Origin of the sequence: Pseudoalteromonas sp. AS71, assembly GCF_038900275.1 — a bacterium.
Classification (GTDB): Bacteria; Pseudomonadota; Gammaproteobacteria; order Enterobacterales; family Alteromonadaceae; genus Pseudoalteromonas.
On sequence record NZ_JBBMQZ010000025.1, the window covers coordinates 53221 to 73096 of the forward strand.

General features: G+C 38.0%; 12 protein-coding genes and 1 pseudogene. 7 read left to right on the forward strand and 6 right to left on the reverse strand.

What is annotated here, in order from left to right; genetic code table 11:
* Nucleotides 1-175: 175 nt before the first annotated feature.
* The 5 genes from WNY98_RS17275 to WNY98_RS17295 all read right to left on the reverse strand — a co-directional run bounded on the left by WNY98_RS17275 (nucleotide 176) and on the right by WNY98_RS17295 (nucleotide 9560).
* The gene (locus WNY98_RS17275) at nucleotides 176-2038 is read right to left on the reverse strand and encodes a right-handed parallel beta-helix repeat-containing protein (RefSeq protein WP_342878509.1); all 1863 of its coding nucleotides are present in this window, start codon (nucleotides 2036-2038) and stop codon (nucleotides 176-178) included.
* Nucleotides 2039-2070: 32 nt separating this feature from the next.
* Nucleotides 2071-3876: a right-handed parallel beta-helix repeat-containing protein gene (locus WNY98_RS17280; protein ID WP_342878510.1), complete on the reverse strand. Its 1806-nt coding sequence runs from the start codon at nucleotides 3874-3876 to the stop codon at nucleotides 2071-2073.
* Nucleotides 3877-3961: 85 nt separating this feature from the next.
* Nucleotides 3962-5581 (reverse strand): sulfatase, encoded by a 1620-nt coding sequence (locus WNY98_RS17285; RefSeq protein ID WP_342878511.1) that lies wholly within the window; start codon nucleotides 5579-5581, stop codon nucleotides 3962-3964.
* A 194-nt stretch (nucleotides 5582-5775) separates the two neighbouring features.
* The gene (locus WNY98_RS17290) at nucleotides 5776-8223 is read right to left on the reverse strand and encodes a glycoside hydrolase family 2 TIM barrel-domain containing protein (protein ID WP_342878512.1); all 2448 of its coding nucleotides are present in this window, start codon (nucleotides 8221-8223) and stop codon (nucleotides 5776-5778) included.
* 311 nt (nucleotides 8224-8534) lie between these two features.
* Nucleotides 8535-9560: a LacI family DNA-binding transcriptional regulator gene (locus tag WNY98_RS17295; protein WP_342878513.1), complete on the reverse strand. Its 1026-nt coding sequence runs from the start codon at nucleotides 9558-9560 to the stop codon at nucleotides 8535-8537.
* A gap of 142 nt (nucleotides 9561-9702) precedes the next feature.
* Between WNY98_RS17295 and WNY98_RS17300 the strand changes: the two genes are divergently transcribed.
* The 7 genes and pseudogenes from WNY98_RS17300 to WNY98_RS17330 all read left to right on the forward strand — a co-directional run bounded on the left by WNY98_RS17300 (nucleotide 9703) and on the right by WNY98_RS17330 (nucleotide 17851).
* Nucleotides 9703-11097 carry an MFS transporter gene (locus WNY98_RS17300; protein WP_342878514.1) on the forward strand — a complete coding sequence of 465 codons (1395 nt, stop codon included), beginning with the start codon at nucleotides 9703-9705 and terminating at the stop codon, nucleotides 11095-11097.
* 168 nt (nucleotides 11098-11265) lie between these two features.
* Nucleotides 11266-12328: pseudogene (locus WNY98_RS17305) on the forward strand (IS30 family transposase); the annotation flags it as partial.
* Nucleotides 12329-12525: 197 nt separating this feature from the next.
* Nucleotides 12526-15345, forward strand: coding sequence for a hypothetical protein (locus WNY98_RS17310; protein WP_342878515.1), 2820 nt, complete (start codon nucleotides 12526-12528; stop codon nucleotides 15343-15345).
* Between the two features lie 236 nt (nucleotides 15346-15581).
* Nucleotides 15582-15851 (forward strand): IS66 family insertion sequence element accessory protein TnpB, encoded by a 270-nt coding sequence (locus WNY98_RS17315; protein WP_342878516.1) that lies wholly within the window; start codon nucleotides 15582-15584, stop codon nucleotides 15849-15851.
* 25 nt (nucleotides 15852-15876) lie between these two features.
* Nucleotides 15877-16224, forward strand: coding sequence for an IS66 family insertion sequence element accessory protein TnpB (gene tnpB / locus WNY98_RS17320; RefSeq protein ID WP_342878517.1), 348 nt, complete (start codon nucleotides 15877-15879; stop codon nucleotides 16222-16224).
* Nucleotides 16225-16319: 95 nt separating this feature from the next.
* On the forward strand, nucleotides 16320-16586 hold the full coding sequence (locus WNY98_RS17325; RefSeq protein ID WP_342878518.1) for a hypothetical protein: 267 nt from the start codon (nucleotides 16320-16322) through the stop codon (nucleotides 16584-16586).
* Nucleotides 16502-17851: an IS66 family transposase gene (locus WNY98_RS17330; protein ID WP_342878519.1), complete on the forward strand. Its 1350-nt coding sequence runs from the start codon at nucleotides 16502-16504 to the stop codon at nucleotides 17849-17851. Before WNY98_RS17325 ends, WNY98_RS17330 begins: the two co-directional genes overlap by 85 nt.
* A 593-nt stretch (nucleotides 17852-18444) precedes the next feature.
* Here WNY98_RS17330 and galK read toward each other — a convergent pair.
* Entirely contained in the window at nucleotides 18445-19596 is a 1152-nt protein-coding gene (gene galK / locus WNY98_RS17335; RefSeq protein ID WP_342878520.1) for a galactokinase, read from the reverse strand.
* Between the last annotated feature and the right edge of the window lie 280 nt (nucleotides 19597-19876).

The following is a 19876-nucleotide window of genomic DNA, read 5'->3' on the forward strand; positions in this document are numbered from 1 at the left end:
ACCTACTTAATTTATAAACAGGCCCTAAAAAATTGTAGAGATGCGGCCCTAAAAGATAAATTTTAAAGTGTCGTGTTTATTTAAGTTACCCGTTGTTTATTTAAAGTAGGCGTTATAAAAGCTTATATAAGCAATATAAAACTGACTAAAAGTACTTATTATTAAAATACTCATTTTAGTTTTTAGCTCTTTTATAAGTTGTTGTTGGACTAAGTAGCTGCGACTTACTTTCAGAGAATCCTTGTAAAATATTATTTATAGAAATGGTAATATTGTCGCTGTTGTTTATCACAAACAATGAGTTATATTTTTTACGTTCAGGATATTCAGTCGTTTTTTCAATGATGTTATTTTCAAAAACTAAATTTGAAACAGAAAATAAGTTTAGAATAGGCGCTTTATCAAACACTTTGAATGTGTTGCCTTTTATTACAATATTTTTGTTATATCGTGATGTTTCTTTAAACTGCTCATCAATTCCAGCGTCTACGGCTATAACCCCCTGCCCCCACTGACTATAAAAACTATTTTCAAAAATATTATTTTTAATCGTTACATCTCGGACGCCACCTTGCTCAAACCAAAAGTTTGCGTCGCCTTCAAATAAAATGGCCGATCCAGATGTATGAAAATAGTTATTTTCAACTAACGTTTTACCTCGGCTATTTAACAACATACCTCTAGCTCGGTTTTTACGAATTGTATTTCCTTTAATAATAACGTGTGCATAATCTCGAACCTCAGCTACAGAATCACCTTTTTGTAACCGGCTATCAAATGGCTTAACAAACTCAATTCGCGTTATTTCATTACTAACTCGAGTACTCTTTGCGACCAAAGCTGACCCATAAGTTATCAAACTAGGCCCATGAACTAGTTCTAGTTCATCTTCTGGTGTTATAAAGTCAAAGCCAAATTGCTGTGGGTGTTGTAGCTTAATTTCTACCGTTTTATCATCTATAATTTTATCAATTGCAGCATAAATTCCATGTATGTTAGTAGCATCATCCTTTTGACTTTCGAATAAGTTATCAATCAACTTAATTTTCCCAGTGCAATTAACAAAATGCGTTGCATCCGCTGTCGTGCTTACAATACGCCCTTTGCTAGGAGATACTTTAGAGTCTTTGATTGTAATATTATGAGATCGTTGAGCAATTACTCCCATCCCCCCTGCATGATGAATGGTAATATTATGAAGTTCGACATTGTTACTGTCTGAAATAACCACACCAGGGTAATCACGATGCTTTGCCTGAAAAACTAATATATTTCCAACTTTTGCTTCCAAATTTGGATGAAAAATTCTTACAACGTCGCCTCCATCTAGCTTTTCAGCACGTAAAGCATTTCCAGTAAATATATCTTGCGCCATATACTCAGGCTCACGCAGTGCAAAGTTAAACTCTAATACACGCTTATATTCATATTTATATTCATCTTGCGAAATTTTTTTACGTTTAAGTCTGTCTTTACTTTTTATTCCTGAGGCTTGAAATAGCTGAGACTGAAATTTTAAAATACCGGCCTCATTAATCTTATAAGGGAATTGGTCTGTAAATTTTAAATCTAAATACCCTTTTCCAGCACCAACAATTAATGCTTCGGAGTGAAAAGCCCGAGAAAAGTCGATAGAAAAATTACGAAGTACAATATGACTACTTTCATCTAAAATAAATGGCACTAAACCACCATGAAAAATAAAAGTAGAGTTATTTCCATCTATTTCAAGATTATTAAATGATGATAAAGGAAATGTAATACGTTTAATACCTGGGTCATTATTGCTTATGTACATTAATCTATCGGCGGCTCGCTCTTCATAAAAGTCGTACCGACCTTTAGGAAAAGTGATTTTTGTTGCACCGATTTTTTTAGCTTCTTGCAAAGCTTGATATAAGCTATGAGTACTGTCGGATCCTGTATCTTTAATCGCGCCAAAGTCGCTTATATCTATCACTTTATCATTTGCAATAGTGCACAAGCTAAATAAAAATAGAGATAAACTCAAAGTGAATTTAACGACAGAAATAAACATAAAAGATCCTTTGCCATATAATTTGATTGAAGTTACTTAATAGAGCCGTCGTCTATTAAAGTGCCTTTAGAACTATCATCAACGATAAGTACTCGTTGTACTTTGCCATTATAAGTGTTGTTTTTAAGTTCAATATTTTCACTGTTAACAAACTCAAAAAGTGGGCTATCTGGATGCAATACAGGCTGGTTAATATTACGATTAATCGTATTACCCGACACCTTTAAACCGCCAACTCTATCAGCCCAAACAATACGATTACCAAAGCTATTTATTGTGTTATTTTCAAATCGAATGTTGCGATCGTATATCTCATCTTGATTAAAACTTTTGCTAAGTCTTGGTGTTATGTTTAAAACCGCATGAGGTTTCCCTGCATAAGCTACATAGTCAAAAGTATTGTTTCTTATTAGTACGTCCTCTACTGCACCTGATTCGTACCAAAAGAAAGTTTCTCCACGAAACAAAATTGATGACATCATTGATGAAAAGAAATTATTTTCAATAACCGTTTTTAAAGGTGTTTTTAAAACTACATTACGCGCGCGGTGGTTTTTAATGATGGTTTTACGCATTGTGAAAGTAGGGTTCCACGTTTTGTTTTCTAGCAAGTCACCTTTGGCGAGCTGTTTTGGCAAACTGTTTTTAAACTTAATTTGCGTATAAGCTTCATTGATCACGTTTATAGATTCAACTGTATTTACACTTTCTCTTTTGGTATTTGGCTGGTGTATGAACCAAATTTCATCATCTTGGCCGGTAAACTCAAACCCTGTTTGCTCAAAGTGACCAAATTTGACCATTACGGTGTGACTATCGATTATTTTATCAACTATGGTGTAAGTGCCATGTACGTTTGCGCCGTCATCTAGCATATTTTCAAAACGACTATTTTCTATTAAAATATCGCCCTTACAATTAGCAAAGTGAGTTGCATCAGCCGTTGTAGAAATTAAGCGCTCTGAACCATCACGTAAATAAACGCCTGAGTTTAAAATCTGTATGTCCTCACTTTTTTCAAATAAAAACCCCATTCCTAAAGCGTGATGTATAACTACATTATCAAACACTATATTTTTAGAATTTTTCACTTGAAAAGCAGGTGCGTACCGATGTGTTTCTCTATCGCCTTTTGAGCTTGTTAACGAACCAACAGGAGGGTAATTTTTAAGTTTTTCGTGAATTCTTAAAACCCCATTTCCTAAGTCTTCTACGTTATCTGACTTGCTTTTACTGTCTATACCACCATGAACAACTCGCTTTTCATTTTTATCCCAAGCAAGTGTAGAGCCTAAATAGTTATAACTAAATCCATCAACATTTGGGAACCGAATTTTTCCCCCTTTGAGATCCCACTGATGATCGCCTTTAACAGGACTTACGTCTCGATATCCTAGTTTCTCATTTACTGCCATTACTTCAGCTACAAACGTAAACGGTATATCCCAATCAATAGTAATGTTACTCACTTTAACGCTTTTATTATTATAAAATTCAAATGGCGCTATTTGCCCATGAAAAACAAATTCAGAGCCAGCACCTTCAATTTCAACTGAGTCAAAACCATCTAAAGAAAAAGCTATTTTTTTTAATCCATTACCATGATTGGTAATTCGTCGGTACTCACTTGATGCATATTCAGGTAAAAACTTATAAGTCCCTTTCTTAAATACAATTTTTAAATCTTTATCTTTTACATTTTTCAGAGCGCTGCGAATAATCGGGGTCATATCCTGCGCTACCGGTTCAAAAGTTAAAACCTCTTTAGCGTACAACTGCATAGAAAGCAGCGGTAAAGCACTTAAAATTAAGGGGATTACTTTAGTTTTATAATTCATTATTACAATCTCAATTTTTATGGGTTGTGTTTATGACCTTAATTGAACGCTCAGAATTAATATCTCTGAGCATTCAGCTCCTAAGTTACTGAAATTTCTTTCGGTATATATGCTCTATTTCGCTATAGTATGGCGTTTTTGGCTTTGGCATGTAGGCTGGCCATTGGATTGGTGAATACACTTTATCACCCGGTATATTTACTGAATCAGGATGGTGTAACCGATAGCTTTCACATTGAGTACTTACACAATTTTTACCCCATATATCAAGCACCTCTTTAACTGCTCGCTCAGACTCTGGATATGCACCCTTGTCGTCTGTTTTGGCAATCCAATCGAGTAAAATTTGGCGATGACGTAAGAGCTCTTTTTTATACTTAGGCAATGCAGCTAAATTTTTAATTTGGTCAGGGTCTGATTGCAGATCATATAACTCTTCTACCGGCTTTGTCGGAGAATAGTATGCTGCTTGCACTGGGGTTAGCTTACCTTCTTCATATAAAGCACGAGCCTCTATAGAGTATTGTTTTTTATCGCGGTATTGCGGTTGAGCACTCGAAAGTTCTGGATGATATTGGCGTATGTAACGGTATTTTTCAGTTCGTACGCTTCTCGCTCTGTCAAATGTATAATCCATTCGATCTTTGGCTGAAATAACGTAATCTCGACCTGAAAACTCTTCAGAAAAAACATTCTTACCGTCATAATAAGAAGGGATATCAATACCGGCTAAAGCAAGGCTGGTTGCTGGTATATCTAAACCGCTGATCAAATCATTTCTTACAGCACCTTTACTTTTTAATAGCTCTTTACCTGCAGGCCAACTGATAATTAAAGGTACTTTTACGCCATCCTCATAAAGCTCCTGTTTGTGGCGAAGTAATAGCATGCCATGATCTGAAAACCAAAAAATTGCAGTGTTTTCTAATATATTATTGTCATCTAACTCTTTTAAAATTTGACCTAATTCGATATCAGATAAAACTTGAGTTTTATAATGCTTTGCCCATTCAGCGCGTGTTGCTGGGGTATCTGCATAATAAGGTGGAAGCGTCATTTTATCTGGGTCGACTTGAGGAACATCTTTACCCTTAAAGTTATGATGCTTTCCGCCTTGTAGCTGTATCTGACCAAAAAAAGGTTTATTTTTAAGGCTTTTAGCCCAATCAAATTTAGTGCCGTCATGTGCACCTTGAAAACCCGCTTTTCCTTCGTGAGCATTATAAAGTTTGCTACGATCATATTTAAAATTGTAATCATCTTTACCAATATTAAATGTCTGGTATCCAGCATCAACAAACAGCTCTGGAACCGTTTTATATCCTTTTGGTAAAAAAGTGGCATTGTAACTGGCACGACTAGAACGATGATTCTGAAGGCCCAAGGTTGTTTGATATTGCCCTGTAATTAATGCTGAACGTGTTGCAGAACAGACTGGAGCGGGCTGGTGTGTATTTGTAAAACGAACGCCTTGATCTGCAAATTTTTTAATATTTGGTGTTGATACAGTGTAATCCCCCCAAGCATTATTCCACGGATTTTGATCCTCCATATAAATCCACAAAATGTTTGTCGGTTTTTTTTGATTAACTGCTAATTTAGTTTTATCTATATTTTTAATACTTTTTGAGGTGTCCACCTCTACATTAGCGTGTGCGCTAACTGTAATTAGCATTGTTATTGGTAAAAAAATTCTAAGTAACATAAAAGGCCTTTTATAAAAAACGATACAAACAATTAAATGTATCGATAAGTTGAAATACAGAACCATTTGTTATTTTCATCCAAGAAAAGCACTCCTCTGCTAACTACTCTAAAGTAATGCTTTTCCCTTCCACTATTAATCAGCCAATCGCAGCTAGGCAAATATTGGCTACCACTGCAACACGGGCTATCTGCTTACTGGCTAACTAATACAACTGAACTTGAAATTAATTTTTCTGCACTAGCAGTCACTTTTATTTCCCCAGCCATGCCTTTATTACTTTTAACTATTAACATAGCTTTACCGTAAAAGGCATGGCGATAATCAGCTTGAAATGGAGCTGTTGTTGCAGAATCACCATTTCCAACCGCAATAATTTCACCAGCACCTTCTACTTTAAAATTGATTTTATTATCGGCATCAGGGACTAAATTACCGTCAGTGTCTGTAATCTCCACGGTGATATAAGATAGATCATAACCATCTGCGCTCAGCACTTTTCTATCAGGGGATAGCGCTATTTGAGCTGCTTTATTAGCAGTTTTAATGGTTTTAGCAGAAACCACTTTATTGTTTGTATATGCCACAACTTTAATCTCACCAGGTTGATACTCAACGTCCCAACGCAGCCGATAAGGAGAATCAAAGTATTTAACCGACTTGTCGTAACGTAGGCTGACTGGTAAGCGTACTTTATCTTCACCTTTTCGTTTTCTTCCTTGAGATTGACCATTTACAAATAACTCAACCTCTTCAGCATTTGTATATGCAAAAACGGGGATTGTTTCACCAACTTTTTCGGACCAATTCCAATGTGGTAATACGTGTACCATTGGTTTGTCTGTCCACTGGCTTTGGTAAAGGTAGAATCTATCTTTTTTAAATCCAACTAAATCAACAGCCCCAAATGATGAACTTCGTGCTGGCCAATCTTGATTCCAATAAAACTTATTTCCATGATCACGCCCACCGTAAGGCGTAGGCTCGCCAATATAGTCAAAACCTGTCCATATATACTCGCCCATAACACTTGGATTATTTTTTAAATTTTCGAATTCTAGATCAGGGATATAAGCCCAAGGAGGGGTGATCACATCAAAACTTGTGACATATTTAGACTCATGCTTATTATATTTCTCAATCGGGAAATGATACACACCACGTGTACTTACAACAGATGATGTCTCAGTTCCAACAATTATCCAATCGGGGTGTGCCTGCTTAATTTCTTGATATTTATAAGCCTTATAATTTAGACCCACAATATCCATTTCTTGTGCCATGCCTTTATCTATAAAGTCAGGGTACATGCTCAAGCCATTGGTTACTAAGCGAGTAGGGTCTTCGTCATGTGCAATACGCTGTAAATTTTTAGCAACTTTCCAACCGTCATCTTTACGCTGTTCCATAACCTCATTACCAATACTCCACATAATTACTGAAGGGTTATTACGGTATTGTTTGATCATGTCTCGTAAATCACGGTCATGCCACTGTTCAAAATCCTTATTGTATCCATTTACTACAGCAGGTTTTTCAATTTCCCACATATCGAAAGCTTCAACTTGCAATAAAACACCCATTTTATCAGCTAATTCAACTAGTTCTGGTGATGGAGGGTTATGAGAAGTTCTAACAGAGTTAGCACCCATTTCTTTCATTATTTCTAGCTTTCTTTCGATAGCACGCGTATTAACAATAGCACCTAGCGGCCCATTGTCGTGGTGTAAACAAACCCCCTGAATTTGAACCCTTCGGTCATTGAGCCAAAAGCCATCATCTGCTTTAAACTCAATTTTTCGAACACCTAACGGTACAGAATTAACATCAACAGCGTTACCACCTTTTACAACGGTAGTAACTACCGTATATCTATATGGATCTTCAGTGTCCCATAACCTAGGTTGACTAATTTTAAGTTGCTGTTGGATTTTGTGTTCACTATTTGCGGGTAATATAGTGTTTTGAGCCACTTCATCTACCACAACACCCTCAGCTGATTTTATACTTGTTTTTATAACAACGGGTTGAGACGATTTTTCGGTATTAATAACCGTGGTTTTGTAATCGACAATTGCTTTATCTTTTGTAATTGTTGGAGTTGAAACAAATGTTTCCCACTGTTTGATATGCACTTTGTCGTTAATCTCAAGCCAGGTATTACGATAAATACCAGCCCCAGAGTACCAACGAGCTGAATAGTTTTCAGGTGATAACTTTACTGAAATCACATTTTCATCGCCTGGGCTGTTCAGATAAGGCGTGATATCAAATTCAAAAGCAATATACCCAAATGGCCGACTAATAACTTTATTTCCATTAACAAAAACCTCAGTGTTCGACATTGCGCCATCAAAGGTAATAGAAACTGATTTGCCAAGGGTCGATTTTGGTAAAGTAAAATGCTTTCTGTACCAAGCTGTTCCAAATACAGGCAGACCACCATTTCTGGCGCTATACGCCTTATCAAATGGTCCCTCAATAGCCCAATCGTGCGGTAAGTCTAACTTTCTCCATCTTGAATCTTCAAATTCACTCTTAGCCGCATCAATATGATCACCTTTAGAGAATAACCATCCACTATTAAAGCTTACTCTATCATCATTGGCCCAAGAGCTTGCACTGATAATACTCAGTAGCATAATTAATACTCTCAACGGCCTAAATTTATTTATTTTAAAGTTCAAAATATCATTCCTACATCGACTCAAAGGGATAACGTTATCCCTAAAAGTTAATCTTAATAGTGATGAATGTCAACATTACATTAACCAATTAAAAACCTATAAATTATAAGCTATTGATTTGTATTACTTAGAATCTAAATAGAGAATAAATATTTACAAAACATTACATTGGTGAATACACACGATAGAGGGGTATCGAAACCCCCTCAATAGGAAGGTAAATAAACTGGGTAGAGAATAATTAATTTAAAATTAGTTTAAGAGCGCTAAATATTAATTTCTTTAACTGATTGACGTTCAACCAATGTAGGCATGAACAAATGTGTTCTTTGAACAATGTTTTCTTTTTCTAATGTCATTTGTAACGATAGACTTGTCGCGTATTCAGACATCTCAATAATAGGATAGCGAATAGTAGTCAGGGCAGGACGGCATTTGTGTGCTATATCAAGATCATCAAACCCGATAACAGACACATCCTCAGGCACTCTTTTACCAAAATTAAATAAAGCGTTCATAAGACAAACGGCCATTTCATCGTTATATGCAACTATAGCAGTAAACTTTGCTTCTCTCTTATACAGCTCTTTAACGGCATAGATACAATACTCTTCGATGTTTGTAAAAATCTCTTTAGCTGAATCGCGTTCAATAATATTACTTTGAGGTATTGGGATACCTTTTGATTGAAAAAACTGGCTGACACCTTGAATTCGTTCTTCTTGATCATCGTTTAGCCTTAAGCTAACTATAGCGATATCTCTGTGGCCTTTACTATATAGATAATCTGCAGTCATACGGCCCCCAGATACATTGTCAAGCCAAACACATCTAGACGCTAATTCAGGTATAAATCGGTTTATAAATACCAACCCAGGGATTTTTTCTGCTAGCTCTTTCAAAGATTCAACGGAGCCGGATTTACTATGTAAAATAACATTTTCACAACCATGCTCTCGAAATGAGTTGATAGCATCAATTTCGTGCTCAGGATCGTTATGCGAATTTCGCATCATCACTTGAAATGACTTTTTCCTAGCAGCTTTTTCAGCCCCGAAAGCTATAGAACCAAAAAACGGCTTGTGAAGTGCTGGAGTTACAATACCAACTAATTCAGACCTCCTACTGACTAATGCTCTAGCGTTAGTATTAGGTCTATACCCCATTTCATCGATTACTTTTTGTACTTTAGCTCTGCATTTCTTACCTACCTTCCCCTCCCCACGCACTACTCGAGAAACAGTTGAAGGTGAAACATCAGCTACGCGCGCAACATCCTTTATTGTTACCATTTAGTTCAAATTCTCCGAGAATAGTTAAGGTAAATAAATTATGCTAACGTTATCCCATAATTTATCCCTTTTCAAATAAAAAATTAATATACCACCTGTCATAAATTAAAAGTACAAGCTGGTGAAGTATTAGAGAGATACTATGTTTCAATCAAAAAATGAAGATGCGCTACTTAAACATAAAATATTGTTAGGGATTGGTTTTTTAGGCATTTTCTTTTCTCATCAAGGTATTGGAATCTTAGCCATACCATATTATCAAATGACATTAGGTGTAGATCCTTTTTTCTTAGCTCTGGCGATAAAAGCTCCTGTACTAGTAGCTAGTTTTATTTCCCCATTAGTTGGTTATTGGTCAGATAAATTACAAACGCCTTACGGTAGAAGAAGACCTTTTTTATTCGTATTTCCTTGGTTATCTTGTATCGCATTTGGTTTAATTTGGATGGTGCCTGTGCAATGGAGTGAACCATTACAACTATATTATTTTTCATTGATGGCTCTTTTGTTTTATGTATTTAATACATTTTGGACTTTACCAATGAAATGCTTAGCGTATGAGGCTTCTGACAGCTACCACGAACGGACTAAGGTGATGGCTTTTGTAACTTATTTTTTGAAATTAGGCGGGATTACATACCATTGGATTTTTCCTTTAGCAAAACTTAGTATCTTTGGAGGAGTAATTTTAGGCATGCAATATGTTGGCTGGGGTGTTGCCATAATTTGCTTAGGTTGCTTTGGAATGCTCCCAGCCCTCTTCCTTAAAGAGCGTGATTATAAAAAAACAGAAATAAATAAAAAGCTACCTTTATTGTCAAGTATGAAAGCAATTATTAAAAATAAAAATATGAAAATATTACTTATTTTGATTGCAGTGCAGTTGACAGTTGGTAGCTTTGCCGCAAGTATGGATTATTATGTATTAGTATATTATATGAACGATGGTAACGTTTTAGCAGGCGCGACCTCAAAAGGAATACTGTCTAGTTCATATGCAATTGCAGGTCTAGTCGCAATATATATATTGACTAAACTTTCAACACATATTGGAAAAGTAAATACCATAAAATGGTCTTACAGAATTACAATTATTGGTGGAATCGCCAAGTGGTTTATCTATCAACCTGGTAATGATTGGTGGCTAATTTTAGATGCCATATTATGTTGCTCAATTTGGCCTTGTATCGGTGTAATTATTTCTTCTATGATTGCTGATCAGATGGATGTAGATGAGCTTGAAAATAACGCCCGCAGAGAGGGGCTATTCGCTTCTTTACAGTATTGGATCATCGCAATTGCAAGCACAATAGCTACAATTGGTTCTGGGCTAGCTCTCAATTTAATCGGCTTCGAAGCATTATTAGGAGTAAACCAGTCAACTACCTCAATTTTATTTATGAGAGTTATTTTGGTTGTTGGTACAGTAGGCTCAGCAATCGTAGGTTATTTTTTTATTAAAAAATATAATCTAGATGAAGAAAAATTTGAAAAAATAAAGCAACAACTAAAAGATAAGCGTGAATCGATAATTTAAAAAACTAGAACATTTACACTAAAAAATTTGTATCTGTGATGCTAACTTACACTAGCTCATATCAATTTTTACGAATAGGTTTAAATACTATCTGACAGACCGCAATGAGCTATGGTTTCAACTGGTGAATACAACGCTACCCTTATTACTAGTTAAAGGAGCGTTTACATGAAACAGAGAAAGCGTATTTATTATAATCCAGAACAAAGAAGGTTAATTTGGGATCGATATCAGCGTGGTGATAGTGCGCATGATATAGCAAGATTATTTGATTGATACCATTCATCTATAATTAGGTATTATCCATAAAACAGGTGGTGTTCGGCCGTTTGAACCCAAACGCTCACCAGCAACACTAACTCTTGCAGAACGAGAAGACATTTCACGAGGGTTAGCAGCAAGTAAGTCACTTCGAGAAATAACGAGATATTTTAATCGCTCCCCTTCAACTATTTGCCGTGAAGTAAACCGCCACGGAGGGATTAAAAAATATCGAGCGAGTAAAGCTGACAAAGTTTCTTGGGAAAATGCCAAACGCCCTAAGCCTTGTAAGCTGTATGGTAACAAAGCATTATATTTAATCATTGCTCAAAAGATAGAATCTGCATGGTCGCCTCAGCAAATTTGCTGGTTGGCTTAGGCGAAGATATCCCAATAATGAGGATTTAAATGTGTCGCACGAAACAATATATAAGACCCTATATATACAAACCCACGGTGCTTTAAAAAAGAGCTACAAAAGTATTTACGAACGCAGCGGGTAGTCAGGGGATCAAAGCACGCCACTCTTAAAGGTAAAGGGTTAGGAAAGATAGTCGACGCTGTACCAATTAGTGAAAGGCCGTCAAATTTTGAAGACAGAGCTGTTCCAGGCCGCTGGGAGTGGACTTGTTCCAAAGCTCAGGAAACAGCTTCATCGCGACTCTAGTTGAACGACACTCTAGGTATGTAATATTAGCGAAAGTATCTAGTAATAAAAAAAACAGTAATTGAAACGTTGATAAAACACGCCGAAACGTTGCCCACAGAGCTTTATAAATCATTAGCTTGGGATCGAGGGGGTGAGCTTACTAATCATAATTACTTTACTCTAGCTACAGATATTCAAGTTTATTTCTGCGATCCACAATCACCTTGGCAACGAGGTACCAATGAAAATACAAATAGGCTATTAAGGCAATACTTTCCAAAAGGAACTCACTTAAATGAGCATTCTCAGATAAGATTAAACTGTAGTGGTACAGTTAATATGCCCACCCATTTAGTTAAATGTAAACTTTTGTAAATTATTGAAAAATTTATTCACAAATATTGTACTCTCTGATTTGTAAGCGCTCTTTTTATATAGGCTGTTGTTAGTTTTAAACCATGAATCGGTGCCTTGAACGTCTATTGTGAAGGGCAAGTGAACCACATTGAGGTGTCATTATGAGCAACCATTTAATAGCATTATTGGGGTCGGCAGCTCTGCTTACACTCAGTATTTCAGTACACAGCCAAGAAGAAACATCGAAGGCTTTGTATAGCATTGATACGGGCTACACCATTAGTAAAGTGCGTACAGCAACGTCTGCAACCGATGATTTCATTTTGGCGTCCGGTTATGACGGAAACCTTCTCGGGGTTAGCTTTGGCGGACAAGTCCTGTGGAATAACCCACTGTCGGGCTACATGAACCATGATATTTGGGCTGCGGATATTACTCAGGATGGGGTTGATGAGGTTTTAGCCGCCAATGCTGATGGCCATGTTTACTGCCTCTCTAGCAAAGGTGAGCTGTTATGGTCATTTAAGCCTAACGATGTTCCCATGTATTCGGTAACCGTGGTGCATAAAGATGGTAAACCCTATGTGGTGGCAGGGAGTTACGACAAAAGTGTCTATTACCTTGATCATAAAGGTAAGCTAGTTAAAGAGCTGAAGTCTTCTAATTATTCTGAAATTAGAGCGTGGAATAAAAAGTCGGCCGATCATGAACCCGGCACCCGCTTTGCCCCCAATAATCGACATATTGCTAATATTCTAAGGCCAATCCCTCAGGAGAATGGTGATGATATTTTAGCCATGCACGCCACGATTAACTCAATGCAATCACCAGGTACTCTCTTTCTATTTGCGCCTTTACAACAAAAACCACTTAAAACGGTAGAACTGAAGAAATCAAAAACAGCAATGGGCGACATGCGTGTTGTAGATGCAAACGGTGATGGTCACCAAGACCTTATCTTTGGTAGTAGCAAGATGAAGGGGCAAAACTACTCCATTTATGATGGTAAAACGGGGGAATTATCTACCGTTCCTTTGGGAAAAGTAGATAAAATTTTTGACGAATTTGGTTATCGAGTGACTCAAACTGAGGTGATTTCGAACGAAGGTAAGTTAAGCCTTTTCGTTTTATATGGCAACAGTGCTGCAATTATTCCAGTTGGCGCTAAAAAGCCGAAAGGCGAAATCATCACAAGTAAATATGCTTTCAATGACCTATGGAAAGATCCAAAAACCGGAAAGATCATTCTCGCCAGTGCTCAAAGCGGTGGCAGTGCTATTCATGTGGTGGATACCACTCAGTCTGGCTGGACGGAAAAATTTGTACTATTAGATCCTCCTGGAAAAGTTTCTGAGATGCTGGCGAATACCGCTAAAACCAAAGCTGACCTGACCCAGTTTAAAGCCCGAAAAGAGGAGCGAGATCCGCGTCCTGTCTACCTCATGTCTGACTCAAGTAAAACCTCTCCGAAGGTGATTGAATACATCCACAAGAACTACACCAGTCCAGTTTTCTTGGACTACGGCTCACTAGGCACTGAAAAGTGGGATCGGTCAGTTATTGAGAATGAGTTTTACCGCAATAAGCGCGACAAACGACAAAAATACAACTTATCCCAAGAACAGATCTTAAAGAAAGCTGAAAAACTCTACAAAGGCAATAAGGGAGCGGCTTTTTGGGGCGGGCACGGTAATGATCCTTACTACCGTAGTTTAGATACCCATATCAAAACGCTGAAAGTGGCGGATGGTAGAAAAACGGTAATGATCTTCCCTGAGGTTGCGCATTATGAACGCAATTTGGTGGCAACGATTGATGCGTTTATTTACCCGCTAGCAGAGGTTGCTCAAAAGAGTAATGCTAATGTCTTTTTAAGAAATAAGCACACTTTCTGGCAATCACACATCTATAAAGAAGGCTGGTCACGTCTATTGTCTGGAGAGTTTGCTGATGTGTTTGTTCCTGCAATGGAAGAGACAACAGATAAGTCGATGGACTTAAGTATTGCTGCTCGAAGTGGTCTTTGGGCCAGTGGTGTTGTGAATCAATGGGGAACAAGATTCTCGCGTGATAACACCAGTTTTGATCGCCTTAGACAGCATTCGCACCAGATGGTGCCAAATCACGCCTTGCGTCAATTTGTTTACCACATCTCTAATGGTTCAACCTATGTGAATAACTTCATTGTGGATCAGGATTATATTAAGTTGATGTGGGACTTGGTGGGTCAAGGCGTGCTCTATGTACCACAACCAAATGAAATCTTAAGTTACTCGCCTGTTCATTTGAGCATGGTTAACCCTGATGACCATTATGTGGATGAAGGCAATAATGTTAAATGGTTGAATATGTTTGATTCCAAGGTCGAAGCTGAAAACCCTATGGTCTTCAGTCGTCTTAATGGTAGCTGGCCTGGATCGCCTGTGACGGAGTGGGACTTCTCTCGCTATGCCGCTGGAGTGAACGATCGTCACTTGAACTTTTTACCAGAATATCCAAATGGTTTAGTCTTGATCACTCCTCCACAGGAAGGGCCATTGGCAGATAAAACTGCGCCGCGTGGCGCATTAAAAGATCGTTTGCATCCAATCTATAAAGATATTTTAGAGGAGTTTTACACCAACGGTCGTGACTACCTCTCTGCTGATGGCAAAACTAAATACCGTGCTGATGAGTATTATCAGCTGGTTAAAAAGTCGATTGAAGAGAAGTCAAAGCTTCTGCCTGTGACCGTATCTGGAGACGTGGCTTGGGTCGTGGCGCAAACATCGCCTAAAAACCTTAGGCTGACTCTAATTGATGGCGGCTATATTAATCCAAAATCAGGTACAGCCAGTGTCACCTTTAACACCATCAATCCAGTGTCTGTGAGAGACATCCTTGATGGAAGTGAATACAAAGTAAAAAGTGGTAAAACGACCATTCAGGTGCCTACAGGACTGTTCCGGTTTATTGATATTGAACTTGCCAAACCTCTCTAATTTTAACTATAAAACCTTAAACGGCCACTCTGTTTCTCAATTGAAAATGCAGAGTGGCGGCTAAAATTTCTTGAGCGTCTGTATGGAGTTGACAACCTGTCCTGCTCTTTGAACGATTGATAGAAGTAAAGGTTAGCTCTATCCGTCGGTTTGATGGTAAGCGTCTAGCAAAGTGCACCTGCCAGTCACTCGTCAAACCGATTAAGCTATTTCTCAATTTCAATTAGGAGATAGCCATGAGAAAAACACGTAGCCTTGAGCAGTGGCGTAACATTATCGAAGAACAACAAGCCAGCGATTTAACTATTACTGAGTTTTGCCAGCAACATGCCTTATCTAAAACAAGCTTTTATGCGGCACGAAGTAAGCTTAATACTGAATCCGGTAGTTTTGTTCAAGCAAAAGTCACTAAACACGTCCCTCCCACTGAACAGCAACAGCCGATCACGCTTGCTATCGGCAACGTAAATTTAGCTTACTACCCACAATGTCTGTCGCTTATTTGAGTCAATTATTACGTGAGCTTGCCTTATGAAAATGTTTGTTGAACCCGCGCGTATTTACTTGCATCGTGACGCCGTGGATTTTCGAAAGTCCATTGATGGTCTGGTCGCACTCGTTGAAAGCGAGCTTGAACGTGATGCTTACACTGGCGCATTATTTTTGCTCTGCAATAAAGCGAAAGATAAACTCAAGCTGGTTTACTGGGATAAAACGGGGTTTGCCTTGTGGTACAAGCGCTTAGAAAAACAAAAGTTCAAATGGCCAAGCAAAGTCAGTTTGCAAGAATTTGAACTCAGTCTCGGGCAACTGGATTGGTTGTTGTCGGGATATGATGTGCTTGGTCATGAAGAGTTGCAGTATCAATCGATGATCTAATCGATAATATTGACAGTAAATGATCGTTGCCACACCGTCTGCTTTATCTTTGCGTCAAGCAAGAAAACAACGCCAAATTCTGTTAAATTGCGAACATGAAAATTGATGCACACTCACTTCCTGACGACCCAGAACAACTCAAGCGCATGCTGCTTGAGTTGCAACAAATCGTTGCTAAAAAAGATAAAAAGTTAGCTGAAAAAGATGCGCAAGTTCATGAATTGCTGCAAGCTTATAATGCAAAGCTTGCCAAAGAGTACGCGAAGAAATCTGAAAGATGCCGGGTGCTGGAGAGCGCTTCAATGAAGCAGAAGACATTCTTGATGAACATGATAAAGCGCTATTGGCCACATCGCCCTTAGTAAAGAAAGAAAAAGCCAAACCGAAACGCCGGCCACTGCCAGCACAGTTACCACGAGTCGAGGTGGTTGTTGACCTTGATGAGGATGAAAAAGTGTGTGATTGCTGTCAAAGCCCACTTCACAAAATGGGTGAAAGCAGCAGGGAAACACTCGAATTTGTGCCAGCGCATATCAACGTTATCAAAACTATTCGCCCTAAATATACGTGCCGCCATTGTGAGCGAGAAGGGATTGAAAGTGTGGTAAAAACCGCACCGATGCCCGCAACAGCCATTCCAAAAAGTATCGCCACCCCCAGTTTACTGAGCCAAATAATCATGTGTAAATACCAGTTTGGCTTGCCGCTTTATCGCCAAGAAACGTTATTTTCTGATATCGGTATTGAGTTGAGCAGGCAAACCATGTCGAGCTGGATGTTACGCTGTGCTGAATTGTTGTCACCGCTCTATCAGCGCTTAAAAGAAATCTTATTATCTCAAGCGGTTATTCATGGCGATGAAACCTCGTTAAACGTTATTAACGCAGAGAAAGCGACCAGCTATATGTGGCTGTATTGTTGTGGCGATGATAAGCCGGGTAAAGGCACTAATATTGTCTTGTTTGATTATCATAATAGTCGCGCGGCCCACTGTGTAGTTAATTTTCTTGACGGTTATCAAGGTTACATGCACGTTGACGGCTACAAAGCATACGAGCAAACGAAGGCAACACTGGTTGCGTGCTTAGCCCATATACGCCGTAAGTTCATCGAGGCCAAAGGTAATAATAAAAAAACCGTTAAAGCGGATGTAGCACTTAACCTTATTCGCAAACTCTATGGTATTGAGCAAGCCATCAAAGGTAAGTCGGTCAGTGAAAAATTCACCGTTAGGCAGCAAAAAACCAAACCAATCGTTGATGAATTGTATCAATGGTTACTCAAACACAAAGATAAAATCCCTCCCCAAATGGCGCTAGGTAAAGCAATTACCTATGCGATAAATCAGTTCGAGAAATTCAGGCGTTACCTCGATGATGGCAGGCTCAGTATTGATAATAACCGAGCAGAGCGAGCCATAAAACCATTCGTAATAGGGCGAAAGAACTGGCTGTTCTCAAATACCAGTAATGGCGCGCATGCCAGCGCCATACTCTATAGTCTTGTTGAAACCGCAAAGGCAAATGATCTTGTAGTGCATGACTATATATCTACTTGCTTACAACATATTGCTGAGCAGCCTGAAAACCTAGCGCGACTGTTACCTTGGAACATTAAGAAAAGCTAGGTGACGTTAGCTATACGCTTACGATACTTAGGGTGGCCTGTGGACTTTAAGGTTAATCCCTTAAACCCTAACTCAGCTAGATTTAGTTCCTCAATAAAAACATCAATCACTCTAACCGTATTATCTTCATTGACGTAATCTTCCAACGATTCTGGAACTAACGTTGATTAATCACGACTTTCACCGCTTATGAACTTTGACATATTGCCTCAGCCCTCGATTGAACCAATAGTCCTATTATATAAATATCAGTATATTAAGTGAACTAAATGTATAGATTAATAGATCATAAGCAGCACATACTTAAACCAAAAGGTGATCAGAGTTTTCACACAGTCAGGGCACTCTCCAGTCACTCGACAACATAAAATGTTTATAATTAGTAAGTTATTTTACAGTGTCGGATAGCGATTCGCTTATCCGACCCACATTGGCATTCATACGACTTTGAGAACTGATTTATTCTTATTGTTCAAGCCTGTCAGGTTTAAGTTACGACTTATACATCACTTTATGTATTCAGTAATTTATGAGCCACTCTCACGAGTAAATTTACTCTCCATAGTCATATTGATATGGGGAAATAGTGTTTCTTAAACGGCTAGCCCTACACCATTTACAGGTCTACTCATATATATACTTTCTTTTAGACCCGTTTTTTCAAAGTAATTACTTTCAATGGTAGCTGTAACTTCATCAACAGCATCATCGCAAACAAGCGCAACTATACAGCCACCAAACCCTCCTCCTGTCATTCTAACCCCACCCCTACCATCTATTTTATTCTTCACCAGCTCAACTAAAAAATCTATCTCGGGGATTGTAATTTCAAATAATGTTTTCATCGATTCATGGCTATCGGCCATTAAAGCACTAATGGAGTTAATATCGTTTCTATTAAGCGCATTCATAGCATCTAAGGTACGTTGATTTTCATAAACAATATGTTCCGCGCGTTTAGCTACTGTAGGGTCTAACTCATGTTTTTTTTCTTCAAACGTGTTTATTGATACATCTCGTAAATGAGTTACCCCGAAAAATTCAGCTGCAGATTCGCACTCTTGGCGCCGAAGATTATACTCGCTATCTAATAATCCTCTTTTTACATTTGAATTGACCATTAATATAGACATTCCATCAGGCACACTGACTTGCGTTAATTCTAAAGTGCGGCAATCAATTCCAAGTGCCTTGCCCTCTATACCGTTTGCTGAGATAAGTTGGTCCATAATGCCACAAGCACACCCTACAAAATTATTTTCCGCTGCTTGGCAAATCATTGCGATTTGTTTACGGGTTAAATTTAAATTACACAATTTATTGAATGCAGCTGCAATCCCAACCTCTAATGCTGCAGATGAACTCAATCCTGCGCCTTGCGGAATATTTCCCTTAATTGCCAAATTGCAGCCTTGTAACTTATAACCACTTTTCTTGAGTTCATCAACAACCCCTCTAACATAATTGACCCACACTTTGCTTTTTACAAACTCAATCGGCGCGTTTATCAAAAACTCGTCATGATCGTTATTATAATCTAAAGCTGTTACTCTAATTTTATCGTCTGTTCGGGCCGAAACAGCAATCAAAGTACTGTAATTTATAGCGCAAGGCAGTACGAACCCATCGTTATAATCAGTATGTTCCCCTATTAAATTAACGCGCCCAGGTGCATTAATTACGAATTGTGATTTTGTGGAATACGCATTTTCAAAGCCTAAATTAACGTCTACAAGTTGATTCATTCCGTTATCCCGTTTTAATTATAATTTAAGAAGTTATCGTTCAATTTTTCTAAATTTTTTTTGTATTAATCCCTTCAACTTACATAATAGATTTTTGCTTTTGTCCTAATTAATATGCTTAATATAAGTCCCCTGTAGACCTATGGAGATTTAATCTAAGCTCGCTTCTATTGCAGTTGATTAAAGTAGTTGTAAGCACTTCTATTTTTAAGCTTTTGAGCAAAGCTCATTCCTAAGGTTTTAAGCTGCTGCGCATTATTATAAGCACCGATTTTAAGTT